This window comes from Streptomyces sp. NPDC051452 (genome assembly GCF_044454765.1).
Taxonomy (GTDB): domain Bacteria; phylum Actinomycetota; class Actinomycetes; order Streptomycetales; family Streptomycetaceae; genus Streptomyces.
The window spans coordinates 1-14,888 of record NZ_JBITEB010000028.1 but is presented as its reverse complement, the minus strand read 5'-3'; the positions used below and the strand labels follow the sequence as shown (position 1 = coordinate 14,888).

At 69.8% G+C, this 14,888-nt stretch carries 14 protein-coding genes and 3 pseudogenes; 13 read left to right on the top strand and 4 right to left on the bottom strand.

Features of this window, described 5'->3' with window-relative positions:
- The first annotated feature begins 103 nt into the window (after positions 1 to 103).
- The 4 genes and pseudogenes from ACIBA9_RS37140 to ACIBA9_RS37125 all read left to right on the top strand — a co-directional run.
- The gene (locus ACIBA9_RS37140; protein WP_399370039.1) at positions 104 to 349 is read left to right on the top strand and encodes a hypothetical protein; all 246 of its coding nucleotides are present in this window, start codon (positions 104 to 106) and stop codon (positions 347 to 349) included.
- A complete protein-coding gene (locus ACIBA9_RS37135) occupies positions 336 to 812 on the top strand; it encodes a Clp protease N-terminal domain-containing protein (protein WP_399370037.1) in 477 nt (158 codons plus the stop codon). Before ACIBA9_RS37140 ends, ACIBA9_RS37135 begins: the two co-directional genes overlap by 14 nt.
- A 202-nt stretch (positions 813 to 1,014) precedes the next feature.
- Complete coding sequence (locus ACIBA9_RS37130; RefSeq protein WP_399370035.1) at positions 1,015 to 2,175, top strand: serine hydrolase domain-containing protein; 1,161 nt, start codon at positions 1,015 to 1,017, stop codon at positions 2,173 to 2,175.
- A gap of 339 nt (positions 2,176 to 2,514) precedes the next feature.
- Positions 2,515 to 2,977: pseudogene (locus ACIBA9_RS37125) on the top strand (IS701 family transposase); the annotation flags it as partial.
- 113 nt (positions 2,978 to 3,090) lie between these two features.
- Here ACIBA9_RS37125 and ACIBA9_RS37120 read toward each other — a convergent pair.
- On the bottom strand, positions 3,091 to 4,407 hold the full coding sequence (locus ACIBA9_RS37120) for an XRE family transcriptional regulator (protein ID WP_399370033.1): 1,317 nt from the start codon (positions 4,405 to 4,407) through the stop codon (positions 3,091 to 3,093).
- A gap of 280 nt (positions 4,408 to 4,687) precedes the next feature.
- Between ACIBA9_RS37120 and ACIBA9_RS37115 the strand changes: the two genes are divergently transcribed.
- From ACIBA9_RS37115 to ACIBA9_RS37090, 6 genes are read left to right on the top strand one after another with little or no spacing between them, the layout of a single operon-like run.
- Positions 4,688 to 5,869 (top strand): cytochrome P450, encoded by a 1,182-nt coding sequence (locus ACIBA9_RS37115; protein ID WP_399370031.1) that lies wholly within the window; start codon positions 4,688 to 4,690, stop codon positions 5,867 to 5,869.
- Positions 5,870 to 5,903: 34 nt separating this feature from the next.
- Positions 5,904 to 7,286 carry a hypothetical protein gene (locus tag ACIBA9_RS37110; protein WP_399370029.1) on the top strand — a complete coding sequence of 461 codons (1,383 nt, stop codon included), beginning with the start codon at positions 5,904 to 5,906 and terminating at the stop codon, positions 7,284 to 7,286.
- Positions 7,283 to 8,260: an aspartyl/asparaginyl beta-hydroxylase domain-containing protein gene (locus ACIBA9_RS37105; RefSeq protein WP_399370027.1), complete on the top strand. Its 978-nt coding sequence runs from the start codon at positions 7,283 to 7,285 to the stop codon at positions 8,258 to 8,260. The genes ACIBA9_RS37110 and ACIBA9_RS37105 overlap by 4 nt, the downstream gene beginning before the upstream one ends.
- A gap of 21 nt (positions 8,261 to 8,281) precedes the next feature.
- Positions 8,282 to 9,421 (top strand): glycine amidinotransferase, encoded by a 1,140-nt coding sequence (locus tag ACIBA9_RS37100; protein ID WP_399370026.1) that lies wholly within the window; start codon positions 8,282 to 8,284, stop codon positions 9,419 to 9,421.
- On the top strand, positions 9,418 to 10,668 hold the full coding sequence (locus tag ACIBA9_RS37095; RefSeq protein ID WP_399370025.1) for an ATP-grasp domain-containing protein: 1,251 nt from the start codon (positions 9,418 to 9,420) through the stop codon (positions 10,666 to 10,668). Before ACIBA9_RS37100 ends, ACIBA9_RS37095 begins: the two co-directional genes overlap by 4 nt.
- Positions 10,665 to 11,462 carry a class I SAM-dependent methyltransferase gene (locus ACIBA9_RS37090; RefSeq protein ID WP_399370024.1) on the top strand — a complete coding sequence of 266 codons (798 nt, stop codon included), beginning with the start codon at positions 10,665 to 10,667 and terminating at the stop codon, positions 11,460 to 11,462. Before ACIBA9_RS37095 ends, ACIBA9_RS37090 begins: the two co-directional genes overlap by 4 nt.
- Positions 11,463 to 11,502: 40 nt before the next feature.
- Here ACIBA9_RS37090 and ACIBA9_RS37085 read toward each other — a convergent pair whose 3' ends face one another.
- From ACIBA9_RS37085 to ACIBA9_RS37075, 3 genes and pseudogenes are all read right to left on the bottom strand, one after another.
- Entirely contained in the window at positions 11,503 to 11,883 is a 381-nt protein-coding gene (locus tag ACIBA9_RS37085; protein ID WP_399370022.1) for a hypothetical protein, read from the bottom strand.
- 134 nt (positions 11,884 to 12,017) lie between these two features.
- On the bottom strand, positions 12,018 to 13,001 hold the full coding sequence (locus ACIBA9_RS37080; protein WP_399370020.1) for a phosphotransferase family protein: 984 nt from the start codon (positions 12,999 to 13,001) through the stop codon (positions 12,018 to 12,020).
- Between the two features lie 259 nt (positions 13,002 to 13,260).
- Positions 13,261 to 13,500, bottom strand: a pseudogene (locus ACIBA9_RS37075) (helix-turn-helix transcriptional regulator); the annotation flags it as partial.
- A 76-nt stretch (positions 13,501 to 13,576) separates the two neighbouring features.
- Between ACIBA9_RS37075 and ACIBA9_RS37070 the strand changes: the two are divergent.
- From ACIBA9_RS37070 to ACIBA9_RS37060, 3 genes and pseudogenes are all read left to right on the top strand, one after another.
- Complete coding sequence (locus ACIBA9_RS37070) at positions 13,577 to 13,798, top strand: hypothetical protein (RefSeq protein ID WP_399370019.1); 222 nt, start codon at positions 13,577 to 13,579, stop codon at positions 13,796 to 13,798.
- A 64-nt stretch (positions 13,799 to 13,862) separates the two neighbouring features.
- Positions 13,863 to 14,525: a lysophospholipid acyltransferase family protein gene (locus ACIBA9_RS37065; protein ID WP_399370018.1), complete on the top strand. Its 663-nt coding sequence runs from the start codon at positions 13,863 to 13,865 to the stop codon at positions 14,523 to 14,525.
- Between the two features lie 24 nt (positions 14,526 to 14,549).
- Positions 14,550 to 14,732: pseudogene (locus tag ACIBA9_RS37060) on the top strand (transposase); the annotation flags it as partial.
- Positions 14,733 to 14,888: the final 156 nt, after the last annotated feature.

Here is a 14,888-nt window from a genome sequence, read left to right as displayed (position 1 = left end):
GACAGGGTGGCCAGTTACGAGCCTCCGAAGGGATCGGTGAACCCCGTCCCAGCCATTAGCAACTCAGGTTGACTATCGTCGTTAGTCAACTACAGTTGCTTGCATGTCCGTCGGCGATAATTCCCTTCCCCATGAGCCCGCTGACGCCCTGGCGGCTGTCGTGGCGTTGCGGCGTCTTGCCGATCAACTGGAGGACGCCGCTGTCGAGCAGGCCATGCGGGCGGGCTGGAGCTGGCCGCAGGTCTCCGAGGCGCTCGGGGTCACCCGCCAAGCCGTCCACAAGAAGCACGCCAAGCGGCTCATCGCCGCCGGAGTCAAGCTGAGGAGGCGCGGCGATGAGCGCGTTTGACAAGTACCTCCATGCGGTCATCGTGCGGGCGATGAACGAAGCTCAGGATGAAGGGTCGGCGACGATCGACGCGCACCATCTGCTGTTGTCGCTCGCCGCCGATCAGGGGTCGACCGCTCAGCAGGTCCTGGCCTCGGTCGGGCTCGATCGCGCTGCTGTCCGCGGGGCACTGGATCGAGAGTTCGAGCACAGCTTGAGCATGGTTGGGGTGTCTCCGGCCGCCTATGATCTCCCCAGGCCGAGCCATGCTTCTCAGCAGCCCAAGATGGGTGCGTCCGCCAGACTCGCTCTGGAGCGGAGCTTCGCCTCCGCTCGCAAGAAGGACCTGCAGTCAGCGCATCTGCTGCTTGGGGTCCTGCAGGCTCAAATCGGCACCGTGCCACGTGCTCTTGCCTTGGCAGGCATCGATCAGGCCGAGCTGGCGGACCGCGTACGGCAGACGCTCAACAGCCAGGATCAGTGACCACCGGAATCAGCTGACGCAGCCAGTTCGCCCGCGGCCTTGCCCTTGCCGTGATGTGCAGTGGCTCCGGTGGGCGTGCGCCACGGATCCGCACGTTGCGCTGGGCGCTAAGCCCCTGGTGAGAGCCGGTGGACCAGTGAATCACGTGATGGAGAAGGGCCGGGCGGCCATCTACGGGTCACACACGGTCAAGGAGGACTACATGCACCAAGACACCACTCAGAAAGACAGCAGCCGACCGGGCGCCGAACCGGCCAGAGCAGGGGGCGCGGTATCTGAATCCGCGCCGGCGTCAGGGACGGAGGGCTATGAGGCGATCCAGCGCTTACTTCAGCAAGCCGTGGCTCAAGGCGGCCTTCCCGGCATTCTTGCTGAGGTTTGCGACGGCGACCGGCAGTGGTTCGGGACCGCAGGAGTGGCCGACACCCGAACCGGCCGCAAGCGTTCACAGCAGGATCGGTTCCGCATCGGCAGCATCAGCAAGACGTTCGTGGCCACCGTCGTACTACAGCTGTCGGCGGAAGGCAGGCTGAGCCTGGATGACACCACGGAACAATGGCTGCCCGGCGTGGTCCATGACCATCACCGCGACGCTGCCAGGGTGAACATCAGGATGCTGCTCAACCACACCAGCGGGATCTTCAACTACACCGATGACCAAAAAGCACTGAACCGTCACGAGACACACCTGCCCCAGTCACTGGTGCAGATCGCCATGTCCCATCCGCCCACCTGCACACCGGGTTCGGGCTTTGCGTATTCCAACACCAACTACGTCCTCGCAGGAATGATCATCGAACTGGCCACCGGCCGCTCGCTCGCCGAGGAGGTCACAGAGCGGATCTCCCGCCCATTCGGCCTGGCTGATACGTACCTGCCCCACGGCAGCGACCCGACGATCCACGGGCCGCACTCCCGGCACTACACCAAGCTGTTCCAGACCGACCCCGGCGCGCCGGTCCACGACGCAACCGAATTTGATTCATCCATATTCTGGGCAGCCGGCGGCATGATCTCCACCGCCGGGGACCTCAACCGGTTCTTCCGCGCCTTGCTGGGGGGCCGCATACTGCCACCGGACCAGCAACGCGACATGTTCACCACCGTGCCCACCCGCGACTGGATTCCCGACGCCGCCTACGGCCTCGGCGTTTCCTCAGTGAAACTGCCCTGCGGGGAAACGGTCTGGGGTATGGGAGGTGCGCTCTTCGGATCGTGGTCCTACGCCTACGGCGCTCGCGATGGCGAACACATGGTCACCACCAACGCCAACGGCGACTGGAGCAACGGCGGTTGGGACGACCCCATCGGCATCTTCACCGATCTACTTGAGGCGAAGTTCTGCCGCCGGAACGATACCTGAACACTGGACACGGGTCCGGGCCTGCCGGCTCCTGGTACTCACTGCTCCCCGCCGTCATCGTCCTCGTCCAGCTCCGGCGCACCCAGGTCGCGCAGCGGGCGCAGATCCTGGGGCCCGCTTGAATGAGTAGCGGCCCGGGAAGTTTCTTCACCCGCACAGCCCGGCGACACCGTGCCGTCCGGACCAACCGCCGAACGGCGCGTCGCCTCACTTCGGGACGCGATGGCAAACGCCGTTGTCGAGTGATTTGCAGCGCGGCCTTCGCCAGGCGGCGGCGAACGGTAGGCTGCGCTGTCGATCTGCGCATGACAGTGTCCCGCACGACATGGGCATCCGCCCCGCTCGCTGCCGGGCCTCGTTGCCGAGGCCGCCGTGTTCAAGGAGGTCACCTGGCGGCAGGGCAGCAAGGGCACGATGACCTCGCGCTTCGCCGTTGTGCAGGTCAGGCCGTCGCAAGGAAGCCTGCCGCACCGCCCAGGAACAGGCCGGGGGACGCAGCCGGTGGGACGGTGTGCTGCCGCTGCGGACCCTGCTGGTCGAACAGCCCGAAGAAACTGAAGAGCCGACCGGCTACTGGATGACCAACCTGCCCGCCACCACGGCCATCGCCGATCTGGTGCGGTGGGCGAAGATGCGCTGGCGGATCGAGCACGACTACCGCGAACTCAAGCACGGCCTGGGCCTGGACCACTTCGAGGGCCGGACATGGCTCGGCTGGCACCACCACGTCACCCTCGTCACCGCCGCCCAGGCCTTCCTCACCCTCCGGCGGCTCGACCCAAAAGCCCAGATGCCGGCCTGACCCTCTACCAGGTCCTCGACGTCCTTCAGGACCTGCTGAGGTGCTGGACCGGCACCTGCACCACCTGCGGCCGCCCCCTGCCAACCAGCAGTCCAGAACCTAACGAAGCACTACTAGGCGGCGGCGAGTTGTAGGAGCTCTGGTACACCTTGCGCGCGGGCGTAGGGCTCGAAACGGGGCAGCAGGTCGTCGACGAGACGGGCGCAGCGGGGCGCTCCGATACGGCGGGCCAGGAGCAGGGACTGGGTCGCGGCGGCCGCGGCGGGTTCGGGTTCTTTCAGGTCAAGGTAGCTCGCGGCGCGGTAGGCGAGGAAGACGCCCTTGGTCTTGTCCCGGGCGGGCGGCAGCAGGCGTTCGCCTTCGCTGATGAGCTGGTGGGCGCGGCTGGTGTCGCCGAGGTCGAGGAGGGCTTGTCCGGAGTCGACGGCGAGGTCGGCTTCGGATACCCAGGCGCACCAGGCGGGCCGGTCGGTGCCGGCGTCGTTGAGGTGGTGCTCGGCGGCGGTGAGGGCTCGGAGCACGGCACCGCGTTCATTGCGGTCGCCGCGTGCGGCGAGAGTACGGGCCAGGCGCAAGTGGAGCAGGCAGCGGGCGGCAGGATTCTGAACGCGGGTTAGGGCGTAGTTGAGGATGCTGGCTGCGGTCGTGTGGTCGTGGCGCCAGGCGGCCTGGTAGGCGAGGTCGCCCAAGAGGCCGGCGCCCATGTCGCGATCCCCGGCCGCGTGGGCGTTGTGCAGGCCCGCGATCCAGCTCTGGCTAGCGTGGGTGTGGCGGCGCAGATCGAAGGCGTGCCAGGCGACGGTCTGGGAGAGGGAGGCCGCCAGGGTGTGCAGGCGCAGCCCGAGGGCGGGCGAGTAGCGGCCGTTCTCGAGGAATTCGGTCACCGTGGCGAGGTGGGCGTCCAGGAGAGCGGGGGTGTGCTGCCGCTGCTCGGTGGGCAGGCCGGCCAGGTGCCGGGTGGAGTCTTCCAGGAACGCGACGAGGTCTTCGCCGATGGGTTTGCCGTCGTGGGCCTGGGCGAGCGCGCCTGCAGGGCCGCCGGCCCAGTCCGCGGCCAGGGCGGACAGGGCAGCGCCGGAGATCGTCAGGAAGGTTCGGCGTTCCATCGCTGTTCGCTGGGCCTCTCTCAGGGCGGGCACAAAGCTGTGGGGACCGAGGGGGACCACCCCGTTGGCCGTGAGCGGCAGCCAGTTCGGCCAGTCGTCAGCGCGGACGATGTCCGCAGGCCAGCCGAGTGCTTCAGCGATATAGACCTGGGAGTCATCGCTGGGGCGGACGCCGCGCTGCCATTTACGCACCCGTGCTTCGTCGATCCCGGAGCGCAGATGCCGCCGAGCGGCGGCGGCATGGATACCGGAGACGAGTTCTTCCATCGTCTTGCCGGCCGCACGACGCGCCACCACCAACGGGTGACCGGTGGTCTCTTCCACGTCTCCATCCAATCACTCAGCGCACAGGATCGGTGACACCTTCGCGAAGGCGGGACCCCCGCGGGACCCCCCTCAACTGGTCGACGAACTCGAACAGTTGAGCCCATTCTCATGATGTCGCAGCACACGGCGGCTGTCCGCCCCAGACCGGAAGGGGGGTTGGCCATGACGTACGACCACTGATGCGCATCGTGCTCCGCAACCCGTTCCGGTCCCGGCCGCCGGTTTCTCGCCGCCGGCCGGGACCGGTCCGCTCTCTACCGTGTGAAGGAGAACCACCGTGGCCGTGACGCCCACCTGCCCGGTCCGGTACGACCCGCTGGACGAAGCCACCCTCGCCGACCCGTATCCCGTGCTTGCGGCCCTTCGTGCGCACGCGCCGCTGGTGTGGCACGACACCATGGAGTGCTGGCTGGTCACCGGCTACGACGACTGCGTACGCGTGCTGCGTGACCACGAGTCCTTCGCCCGTGACCCCAGACGGCTGCACCGTGTGGTGCCGGAGGCCTCGCTGAGCGTGCAGGTCCTCGACCCGCCCCATCAGGCCGCCGTGCGGTCGGCCTTCATGACCTCGCTGCACGCGCAGGACCTGCCGGCGCTGCAGGAGCGGGCCCGACGCGACATCGCCGCCCGGCTGGAGGTCCTTGCCTCGCGGCCCGCGTGGGACGTGATGCGTGAACTCGCCCAGCCCGTCGCCCTGAACGCCATCGCCGACCTGCTCGGGGTCAGCCCGCCGCCCTTGTCCGCCTGGGTGGAGGTATCCGACACGATCATGCGGAGCATGGACGGCGGCCTCAACCCCGGCCTGGTCGAGCCCGGCCGTCGCGCGCGGGAGGAACTGAGCAATCTGGTGGCCTCCTGGTTCACCGCCACCGGCAGCACGGCCGGGCTGCTCGGCCACGTCCGCGCCCGTACGGCCGACTCCGGCCCGGAGCTCGGCCGGTACGTCGTGCACACGGCCCGCGTGATGTTCCAGGGCGGATACAGCACCCTGGCCGCGGCGATCGGCAACTCCGTCGACACGCTGGTCCGCAACCTGCAGGTCCAGCGCAGCCTGCGCGAGGCCCCGCAGCTGCGGGCCACGGGCGTCGACGAACTGATCCGCTACGACGGACCCGTCCAGGGCACCAGCCGCCTCGCCGTCTCCGACGTCCTGCTCGGCGGGACGACGGTGCACCGCGGCGAAACAGTCACGGTGCTGTTCCAGGCCGCCAACCGCGATCCCGCCTACTTCGAGCACCCGGACCGGCTGGTGCTGGACCGCTCGCCGAACCGGCACCTCGGCTACGGCTGGGGCACCCACGCCTGCCTCGGCACGAGGGTCGCCCAGCGCGTCCTGGTCGCGCTCGTCGACGCCCTCGTCGACCAGCCGGGCCTCCTGCAGGCGGCCGGAGTCTCGCGGCGCCGCAACACCGCCACCATGCGGGCCTTCGACCAGCTTCCCGTCACCTTCCAGCCCTGACCCGCACCGTCAACTTCGTTGCTTGGAGCACGTGTTGAGGATCATCATCGCCAACCACATCGACCCCGCCATCCGCGACCGCCGTGACCTGCGGGCATGGACGCAGCGCGCCCTGTGGGGCGCCCGCGACGACGACCTGGTCGTCCTGTGCGTCCCGCCGGACCCGCACTTCCTGCGGTACGCGACCGCGCTGACCGGCACCGACCCGAACCGGCTGCACCTGGTCGTGGCGCCGACCGGCGCGTACGAGGGTCGGCTGCTCGACCCGCAGATGCTGACCCACCCCGCCGTGCTCGACCAAGTCCGCGTGTACCTCGCCACACGCGGCGGCCCGGGCGCGGTGGGGGAGATCTGGGCGCTGTGGCCGTCGGCGTCCGTCGCCCGCTTCGCCGCGGCGCTCGGCCTGTCCGAGAAACTGCCCGGCTGCGCCTTCCTCGCCCAGGGTGGCGGTGAACTCGTCAACAACAAGGCCGTCTTCCGCACTCTCGCGGCCGCGGCCAACGTGCCGGTGGCGGCCGGCACCGTCGTCCGCGACCCGGGCGAGGCCGCCGTCGCCACCCTCACCCTGCTGGAGGGCAGTGGAGCTGTGGTCGTGAAGCAGGCGCACAACGGGGCCGGGGTGGGCAACGAACTGCTCGTCACCGACCCCAGCCTGGCCACCGGCCACGCGGGCGCCCGCCACCTCCATCACCTGGACCGTACGGACCTTCCTTCGGCGGCCGCCGCGTACTGGCGCGAGCGCTGGACGTGGGCCTCCGCCGACGGCCGGTTCCCCGTCGTCCTGGAAGAGTTCGTCCCGGGCGCCCGCACGGTCTACTGCGAGCAGCACCTCACCGACACCGGCACCCTACCCACCGAGCAAGGGGAACTGCGCTACACCGACCGGCGCCTCAGCCACGAAAGCGTCCCCCTGCGCGACCTGCCCGCAGCCGTCGACGAGCAGCTGCTCGACGGGTCCGCCCGCCTCGCCGACACCTACCGGGCCGTCGGCTATCGCGGCCGTATCAGCACCGACGCGATCGTGCGTCCGGACGGACAGGTGCTGTTTACCGAGGTCAACGCCCAAGTCTCCGGCTCGTGGCACATCTACGAGGTCTTCGCGCACCACATCGTGCACGCGAACGAGACTCCCGAGCGCACCGTCACCGAATCCCACATCCCGCCGCAGTGGACCGTGCCCGACGGCGAAACCTTCCACCGCGCGCTCGCCGAGCTCGGCATCGGCTACGACCGCGCCACCCGCAGCGGCGTGATCGTGTCGATGCCCATCGTCGACCATCCCTCCCTCGGGGCGCAGTTCACGTTCTCCACCGTCCACGCCGGCCCGGACGAGCGCGACACGATCTGGCACGCCCTCGAAGACCGCTTCACCACCACCGCGCGGCGGACCGACTCCAGGAAGGCACTCGTCGTATGACCATCACGACCCCTGCCCGACCGGCGCCGACGGCCCGCCTCACCCCGGACTTCGACGCGGACCGGCTCGCCCACGAACTCGCCGCGGTCACCAGCCATCCGTGGCAGCACCAGCGCACCCACTACGCGGCCGGCCACATCGGCCCGGACACACCGACCGACTGGCGTGTGCTGCCGCTGCGCAGCCCCGACGGCGACCCGACCCGTACCGACCCGGGCGGCCCCGGCCCCGACCCCTACGCCGCCACCCACTGGCTCGGCCAGATGCCGTACCTGCGCAACATTCTCGACCAGATCCCGGCCCCGCTGAACGCCGTACGACTGCTCGCCCTCGGCCCGGGCGCCGCCTCCCAGCCGCACTGCGACCCCAAGTACGCGCTGGAGCGGGGCATGGTGCGCCTGCACATCCCGATCGTCACCCATCCCGACGCGGTCCTCGTCCTGGACGGCACCGAACACCGGTGGCAGCCCGGCGAGTTCTGGTACGGCGACTTCTCCCACGAGCACCTGGTGCGCAACACCGGGCCCGTACGGCGCGTCCACGCGGTCATCGATGCGCTGTTCACCCGGGAACTCGCCGCCCTGTTTCCCGCCCAGTGGCAGGAGTCGCTTCCCGGCGCCGACGTTCTCTTCAACCGGCTGCCCGCCCCGGCCGTACGGCCGGGCCCGGCGCTGCCGCGCACCGTGAACTTGCCTTCCGGATTCACCGACTTCAGCCGGGACACCCCGCTGGACGGCCCCACAGTGCCGATCCGGCTCACCGAGCGCGCCGGCCATCGGGTCCTCACCGCGGCCGAGCGCAGCTTCGCCCTGGAGCACGTCGTCGACGGCGAGTACCGCTACGCCGGCTGGAGCGAGCAGCGCACCCTTCAGCTCGGCAACGACCAGGTCGTATTCCACGCCCGCCATGGCCGTGCCGTGACCAGCCAGCAGATCTCCCTCCCGGCCGCCGACGGCATCCCGGCCGGCGCCTGACACGACGAATCGAGGACGCACATGCTGAACAGCTACGACGACTTCACCCCGCTGAGCGAGATCATCGTGGGGTCCGCGGAGAACTACGTGGGGCACGACCGGGACCTCACGTTCGAGTTGTTCTTCCACGAGTCCATCGGCGGCTACCGCTCCGACTGGGCCTATCCGCGCCTGGCCGCCCGTGCTGGCGAACAGGCCGAGACCTGGAAGATCGGCAAGCAGTACACGGAGGAACTCCACGAGGACGTCGAGAACCTCGCCGCCACGCTCACCTCGCTCGGCATCACCGTGCACCGGCCGCTGCCGCTGCCCGAAGACGCCCTGCCGATCGCCGGACTGGGCTGGCAGGCCGCCCCGATCCCGGCCCTGAACGTGCGGGACAACACCCTCGTCCTAGGCGACGAGATCATCGAGACGCCGCCGGCCATCCGCTCCCGCTACCTGGAAACCCGGCTCCTCAGCAATGTCTTCCGCTCCTACTTCGACACCGGCGCCCGCTGGACGACCATGCCCCGCCCCACCCTGACCGACCGCTCCTTCGACCTCAGCTACGCCCAGTCCGCAGCCACCACCCTGGGCGGACCGACCGAGCCGATCACCGACCCACAGCCCAGCCCGTACGACGTGGGCGTGGAGATGATGCTCGACGGCGCGCAGGTGTTGCGCCTGGGCCAGGACCTGCTCGTCAACGTCGCCCAGGACAACCACCGGGCCGCGGTCGACTGGCTGACGCGGCACCTTCAAGACCGCTTCCGCGTGCACACCGTGTACCGGATGGCCGACAACCACATCGACTCCATGCTCCTGGCCCTGCGCCCCGGGGTGTTCCTCGCCCGGCACGCTGGGCTGCGCGACATGCTTCCCGCGCCCTTCCGCAGCTGGAAGTTCATCGTGCCGCCCGAACCGGAGCCCGGCCAGTTCCCCGTCTACACGGACGCCGAGCTGCTGCTGACCAGCCCGTACATCGACATCAACGTCCTGTCCCTGGACGAGGAGCGGGTCCTGGTCAACGCCGACTGCCCCGGTCTGATCAAGACCTTGGAGAATGCGGGCTTCACCGTGATCCCCCTCCAGCACCGCCACCGCAGGCTCTTCGGCGGTGGCGCGCACTGCTTCACCCTCGACACGCACCGCGCGGGAGGCCCGGTGGATTACCGGTGAGCGTGCCGGTCCTGCTGCTGGAGGCGGCCGGCCCCGAGTCCGAGGTGCTTGCCCGGACCGCGGCCGCCTCCGGCCACCGAGTGCACGCCGTCACCGACGCTGCCACCCTCGCCAGCTACTCCGGGGAACTGCGCCAGCTCCTCGCGGGCTGCCTCGTCACCGACTTCACCCGGCCCGGCCAGACCGTCGCGGACATCACCGGCTACGGGCGCCGGATCGGCGCGCGGGCCCTGCTCACCGTCAACGAGTACCTCACCGAGGTCGCCGCCCGCTCGTGCGCGGCACTCGGCCTGCCCGGCAACGATCCCGACCGTGCGGCCGCCGCCCGCAACAAGGCCCTCATGGCGACCGCGTTCGAGGCCGGCCACGTCACCATGCCCCCCACCACGGTCGTCGCGGACCTGCGGGAGCTGCAGGACCTGCACGAGGCCGGGAAGGGCGGTTTTCCGTGCGTCGTCAAACCAGCCGACGGCGCCGGATCGGCCGGCGTCACCGTGGTCGCCGGTCCTGAAGAGCTGGAGCCGGCCTGGCATGCCGCCCGTATGGCGAAGGTGATGTACGGCATGCCGCGCGATGTTCGCGTCTTGGTCCAAGAACACGTCCACGGCCGCGAGTTCAGCGTCGAGTCTGTCACCCAGCACGACGTCACCACCCATCTGTGTATCACCTGCAAGCACACCACCGACGGCATCCACCGCGTCGAACTCGGTCACACGCTGCCCGCCCAACTGCCCGCGGCCGCCGAGCGGGCCCTGCTCGACCAGGCCGGACGGGCGATCACCGCGGTCGGCGTACGCAACGGCGCCACCCACACCGAACTCGTCCTCGGGCCGGACGGCCGGTGCACCGTTCTGGAGATCGGCGCTCGCCTCGGCGCCGGGCACATCGGCGTCCTTATCCAGCACGCTCTCGGCATCGACCCGTGGCGCACCCTGTGGGACATCGCCCTCGGCAGGCCGGTCACCCTCGCACCGGCGCCCGGCGGCGGATACGCCACCGTACGGTTCCTGACCACACGCCAAGAGGGACAGCTGGTCGCCGTCACCGGCCTGCCAGCGGTGACCCGCACCGTCCCCGCTGCCCGCGTACGCGCGGCCGCGGGCTCGGACGTAGGCCCGGCGACGTCCAACCGCGGTCGCCTCGGCCACGTCATCGTCACCGGCCACGATCCGCGCACAGTCGACGAGCAGGCCGACCAGATCCTGCGCCAGATCACCGTCACGGTCGCCCCGGGGGGCAGGACGTGAGCACACCACCCGGCGCCCGCGCGGTCGACACCGCGGGCCACCAGACCACCAGTGCGTCGGAGTTCGACCGCCTCTTCACCACTGAGGGACAGGAGAGCGCGTTCAGCCGGATCGCGCGCCTGGTCGACCCGGGCCTTCCGCCGGACCTCGACCTGTTCTCGTTTCTCTGCGCCGACCTGCTCCACCACATCGCCCGCCAGCTCGACTTGCGCCCGCGGCAGATCCTGGCCGATCTGGGTTGCGGCCGGGGCGGTCCGGGGCTGTGGCTCGCCGGCCGCGCGCACGCGGCCCTGGTCGGCATCGACTTCTCCCCGGTGGCGATCGCCCAGGCCCGCCACCGGGCTCTGCCTTTCGCGGCCGATGCGGCTTTCGCCGTGGCCGACCTCGCCCGCATCCCCCTGACCAGCCAATGCGTGGACCGGGCCCTGTCGCTGGACGCCCTGCAGTACGCCCCCGACCGCGTCGCCGCCGCCCGCCAGGCCCGGCGCATCCTCAAGCCCGGCGGCCGCCTGGTGCTCACCGGTTGGCACCCGCACATCCCTGGCGACGAGCGCCTGCCACCACGCCACCGGCACACTGACTGGACCCGTGTGCTGCACACGGCGGGTTTCACCGACGTGCACTGCGCCGCCAGCCCGGCCTGGGACGACGCTTACCAGGGGATCTACCGCACCGCGCTGGGCTGGGACGGCGAGCCCGGCTCGGCGCTCGCCGGCTTGCAGGGCGAGGCGCGTCGGCGCCTGCCCACCGCGCATCTGCTGCACCGCGTCGCCGTCACTGCCGTACGAGACTGAACGGAAGAGGCCGCGACAGGCGCTCGAGCGCGCCGTGTCCCTACACGGTGGCGGGCAAGGCTGGTTCGCAGGCCACGATCGCGCAGTCGATGTACTGCCCGAAGTCCGCGCCGGAGTCGCGGCGGGCGATCTCGTGTACAGCCTTGATCGCCTCCCCGGCCGCGGCCAGGGCCAAAGTCGGCTCGACATCGCCCAGCTCGGTCGAAAGGTAGGCGGGGAAGCCGAACTGGTATCCGCCGATCCGCTCGGACTCCTGCTCACGCAGGTAGGCCTGGCGGGCTGCCTCGAAGAGTCCACCAGCCCCGTCCAGGCCGACGCTGCGGATGATGATGCCGAGATACGGGTGCACGTACCGGGTGCTCGCCGGCCACCCTTCCAGAGGGTGGCCGAACAGTTTGCCCATCGCGACGGTGAGGCTCATGCCGCAGTCCTGATCCACGCCCTCACCTTTACGCTGCGGCCGAGCCGAATGCGGCGCGACGCGCAGACAAGTCCGCGGGAACCGCTCGTACGAGGACGACGAAGACGGCGGTACCCGGCGGCCAGCTGCGACGTTCAGATCAGCTGGGCCACAACGGCGGCCATGGAGGTGTACGTGTCGTCGACGCCGGAGGGGTTGTGGAGACGGTGCCGCTCCAGCCGGATCGCCCCCAGATGCCGCGCCTCGTAGACCAAGGCCCGCCACGTGTCGGCGGCCGTGGCCGCGCGGGGCCCGTAGGTGTCCCAGAACGCCGTGCGCTCATCCGTCTTGGCGCTGGCCATGCGATTGGTCCAGTCGGCAGCAGGATCGCCCCACAGGGTGCGGTCCAGGTCGAGGACACCGCTGATGACCGGCGTGGGCGCGGCCGCGAGCATCGTGTTGACCGTCCACAGATCGCCGGTGAGAAGCCGGGGCTCGGTGATCTCGTCCAGGACCTTGTGGTGTTCGGCGGCGAGGTCGGCGACCTTGCGTACGTCTGTGGCGTCCAGCCCGACACGGCTGACATCGTCCGCGATGGCGGACAGGGAGGCCAGCACGGCCTCGCTCCACGTGGCGTAGCCGGGCCCGGCGACGGGCCCGAAGCGCGGGCCGATTACGGCGTGGATGTTCTTCGTGATTGTGCCGAGCTGGGCGAAGAACCCCGACCAGAGGGTGCGGGGGTAGTCGCCGAGACGGTCGGGGGCGGGCGTGCCGCCGAGGTGGCTCTGCACCATCCAGTCTCGGCCGGTGATCTCCTGCGACCAGTCGGCGGCCAGGACCCGCGGAACGAGGTCGGCGATGGGAGCGAGGAAGGGGACGGTGGCGTACTCGTTGCGCATCAGCTCGTGCTCGCTGGCGAACTGGCGTTCCGGAGCGGGGGCGATGCGCAGGATGACCGGCTCGTCGAGGCCATCCGCCGCGAGACGGTAGGTGTTGTTGTACATGCCTCCTCCCAGCTCGACTGCCGAGGTGACGCGGACGGTGCGGCCGAAGGATCGCAGGGCGATCGCTTCAATGTCCTCGGCCGTGACGGGCTGCTGGAAGGCTTCGGGGGCGCGGGGGATGGGGCGGAAGTCCATGACGCTCCTTATACGGCCTGTGTGGGGGCCGGGTCGGTCTCGCGTGCTCGCTTTGCGCCAGGTCGGCAGTGTTCCCGCGTGCTTCGCGCTGCGCGGAATCAGAGGGGGGTTCCGTCGTAGTCGACGTAGCCCTCGGGACCGAGGTGGGGTTCGAAGCAGCCGCCGTGTACCGCGTCGCGCTCGTCCGTTTCGTCGCCCGCGACCGTGTGCCGGGCGAGGAAGGCGCCGGCGTGTTCTCCTGCGCAGCGGTGCCCTCGGAGGCGGGGTAGAGCTTGGCGAGCTGCTCCACCAGGCGCGCGTATGCCTCCCGCTCCGGCGGCCGGGCTCGGTCTTGCCGGACTCCCAGGCGCCGATGGTCGCCCGCCGCACGCCCAGGGCGGCGGCCACCTCGTCCAGGGTGGAGCGCGTGAGCCTGGCGCAGCCGCCTGCGCTTCGCCGGCGGTGGCAGCGGGGAGCGGGACGTGATCAATGCGTCCACGGCGTAGAACAATCCGGACATGTGGCACCTCCTCCCACTCTAGCCCGGCAAGCGAACACATCGCGTACCTATCGAATGCATTCTGCGTGCGCCCCCGATGTTTCAGCATGTCACCGAGCTCGTCGCTCGGTGCCGGACACAGGCGCTGGAGCCTTCGGCGGCCGTCACCGCGGCCGCCTTGTGGGCGAACTTGCACGGCATCGCCCAACTGTGGTCCTGGGGCAGCGGGCAACTCGCCCTCCGCGGCCAGGATTCCGACAGTCACGACCGGCTGATCGAAGCTGCGCTGGACGCCCATCTCGGGCCGATGGCCTCATGACCGGGCGACCCGGGGGGCGCTCGGCTCCGCTTCTCGTGGACACGGATCACAGAGGAATGAATTGATGTATGAGCACTTGAAGCGGTCGGCCGGCCCGGTGCTGCGTGCCGCGGCGCGGCTCGAAGCCGTGGGCTTGGAGAATGTGCCGCAGTCGAGCGGCGTCATTCTCGCGTCCAACCACCTGTCCATCGCGGACTCCACGTTCCTGCCGCTGGTGCTGGACCGGCAGGTGACCTTCATGGCGAAGGCGGAGTACTTCGAGGGAAGTTCCTGCCCGACGCGGATCGTCTCGTCCTTCATGCGGGGCAGTGGGCAGGTTCCAGTCGACCGGGCCGACCAACGGGCGGCGGTAGCTTCGCTTGACGCGTGTCTTCGGGTGGTGAAGGACGGCGGTGTCTTCTGTATCAACCCCGAGGGCACACGCTCCCCGGACGGCAGGCTCTACCGGGCAAAAACGGGCGTGGCATGGCTGGCTCTCATGTCCAGCGCGCCCGTGGTGCCGGTGGCCATGAGCGGTACCGACCGCGTTCTGCCGCCCGGGCGCGCACTTCCACGTCCGGCCAAGGTCAAGGTCACCTTCGGCAAGCCCGTCGACCTCTCCCTGTACCAGGGATCCGCCGCTGACGCCCGTGCCCGAAGGGCTGTCTCTGACCTGATCATTCAGGCCATAGCCGAGGTCTCTGGCCAGGAGTACGTGCCCGTCTACGCGGCGAGCGTGAAGGGGTAAGCCCTCACTCCCGAGACCGACGGCGAGCTGTGCGGCTGGAAGAAGGAGCACAACCACTCGCACAGGCAGGTCCGCGCCCGCGTCGAGCACGTCTTCGCGCGGATGAAGACCTGGAAGATCCTCCGCGACTGCCGCCTCAAGGGCGACGGCGTCCATACCGCCATGCTCGGCATCGCCCGTCTCCACAACCTGCTCCAGGCCGCGTAAACCCGACCTAATCAGCCCGGCGCCCCGGCGTTCGCCGGCAACAAGGGACAGCCTTTAGGTGCTTAGACCGTGTCCTACGTGGTGAGGCGGACTAGTCGTTTGTAGCAGCACAGGGCGGCGGCAAGCCCGAGAAATGCCAGGTAGTTACGGGGATCG

What these genes read in the sequence shown, in the direction of transcription:
- ACIBA9_RS37105 (WP_399370027.1), top strand. Translation starts at nt 7,283, where the DNA reads ATGACCATCACGACCCCTGCCCGACCGGCGCCGACGGCCCGCCTCACC.
- ACIBA9_RS37135 (WP_399370037.1), top strand. Translation starts at nt 336, where the DNA reads ATGAGCGCGTTTGACAAGTACCTCCATGCGGTCATCGTGCGGGCGATG.
- ACIBA9_RS37070 (WP_399370019.1), top strand. Translation starts at nt 13,577, where the DNA reads ATGTTTCAGCATGTCACCGAGCTCGTCGCTCGGTGCCGGACACAGGCG.
- ACIBA9_RS37100 (WP_399370026.1), top strand. Translation starts at nt 8,282, where the DNA reads ATGCTGAACAGCTACGACGACTTCACCCCGCTGAGCGAGATCATCGTG.
- ACIBA9_RS37140 (WP_399370039.1), top strand. Translation starts at nt 104, where the DNA reads ATGTCCGTCGGCGATAATTCCCTTCCCCATGAGCCCGCTGACGCCCTG.
- ACIBA9_RS37065 (WP_399370018.1), top strand. Translation starts at nt 13,863, where the DNA reads ATGTATGAGCACTTGAAGCGGTCGGCCGGCCCGGTGCTGCGTGCCGCG.
- ACIBA9_RS37080 (WP_399370020.1), bottom strand. Translation starts at nt 13,001, where the DNA reads ATGGACTTCCGCCCCATCCCCCGCGCCCCCGAAGCCTTCCAGCAGCCC.
- ACIBA9_RS37085 (WP_399370022.1), bottom strand. Translation starts at nt 11,883, where the DNA reads ATGAGCCTCACCGTCGCGATGGGCAAACTGTTCGGCCACCCTCTGGAA.
- ACIBA9_RS37130 (WP_399370035.1), top strand. Translation starts at nt 1,015, where the DNA reads ATGCACCAAGACACCACTCAGAAAGACAGCAGCCGACCGGGCGCCGAA.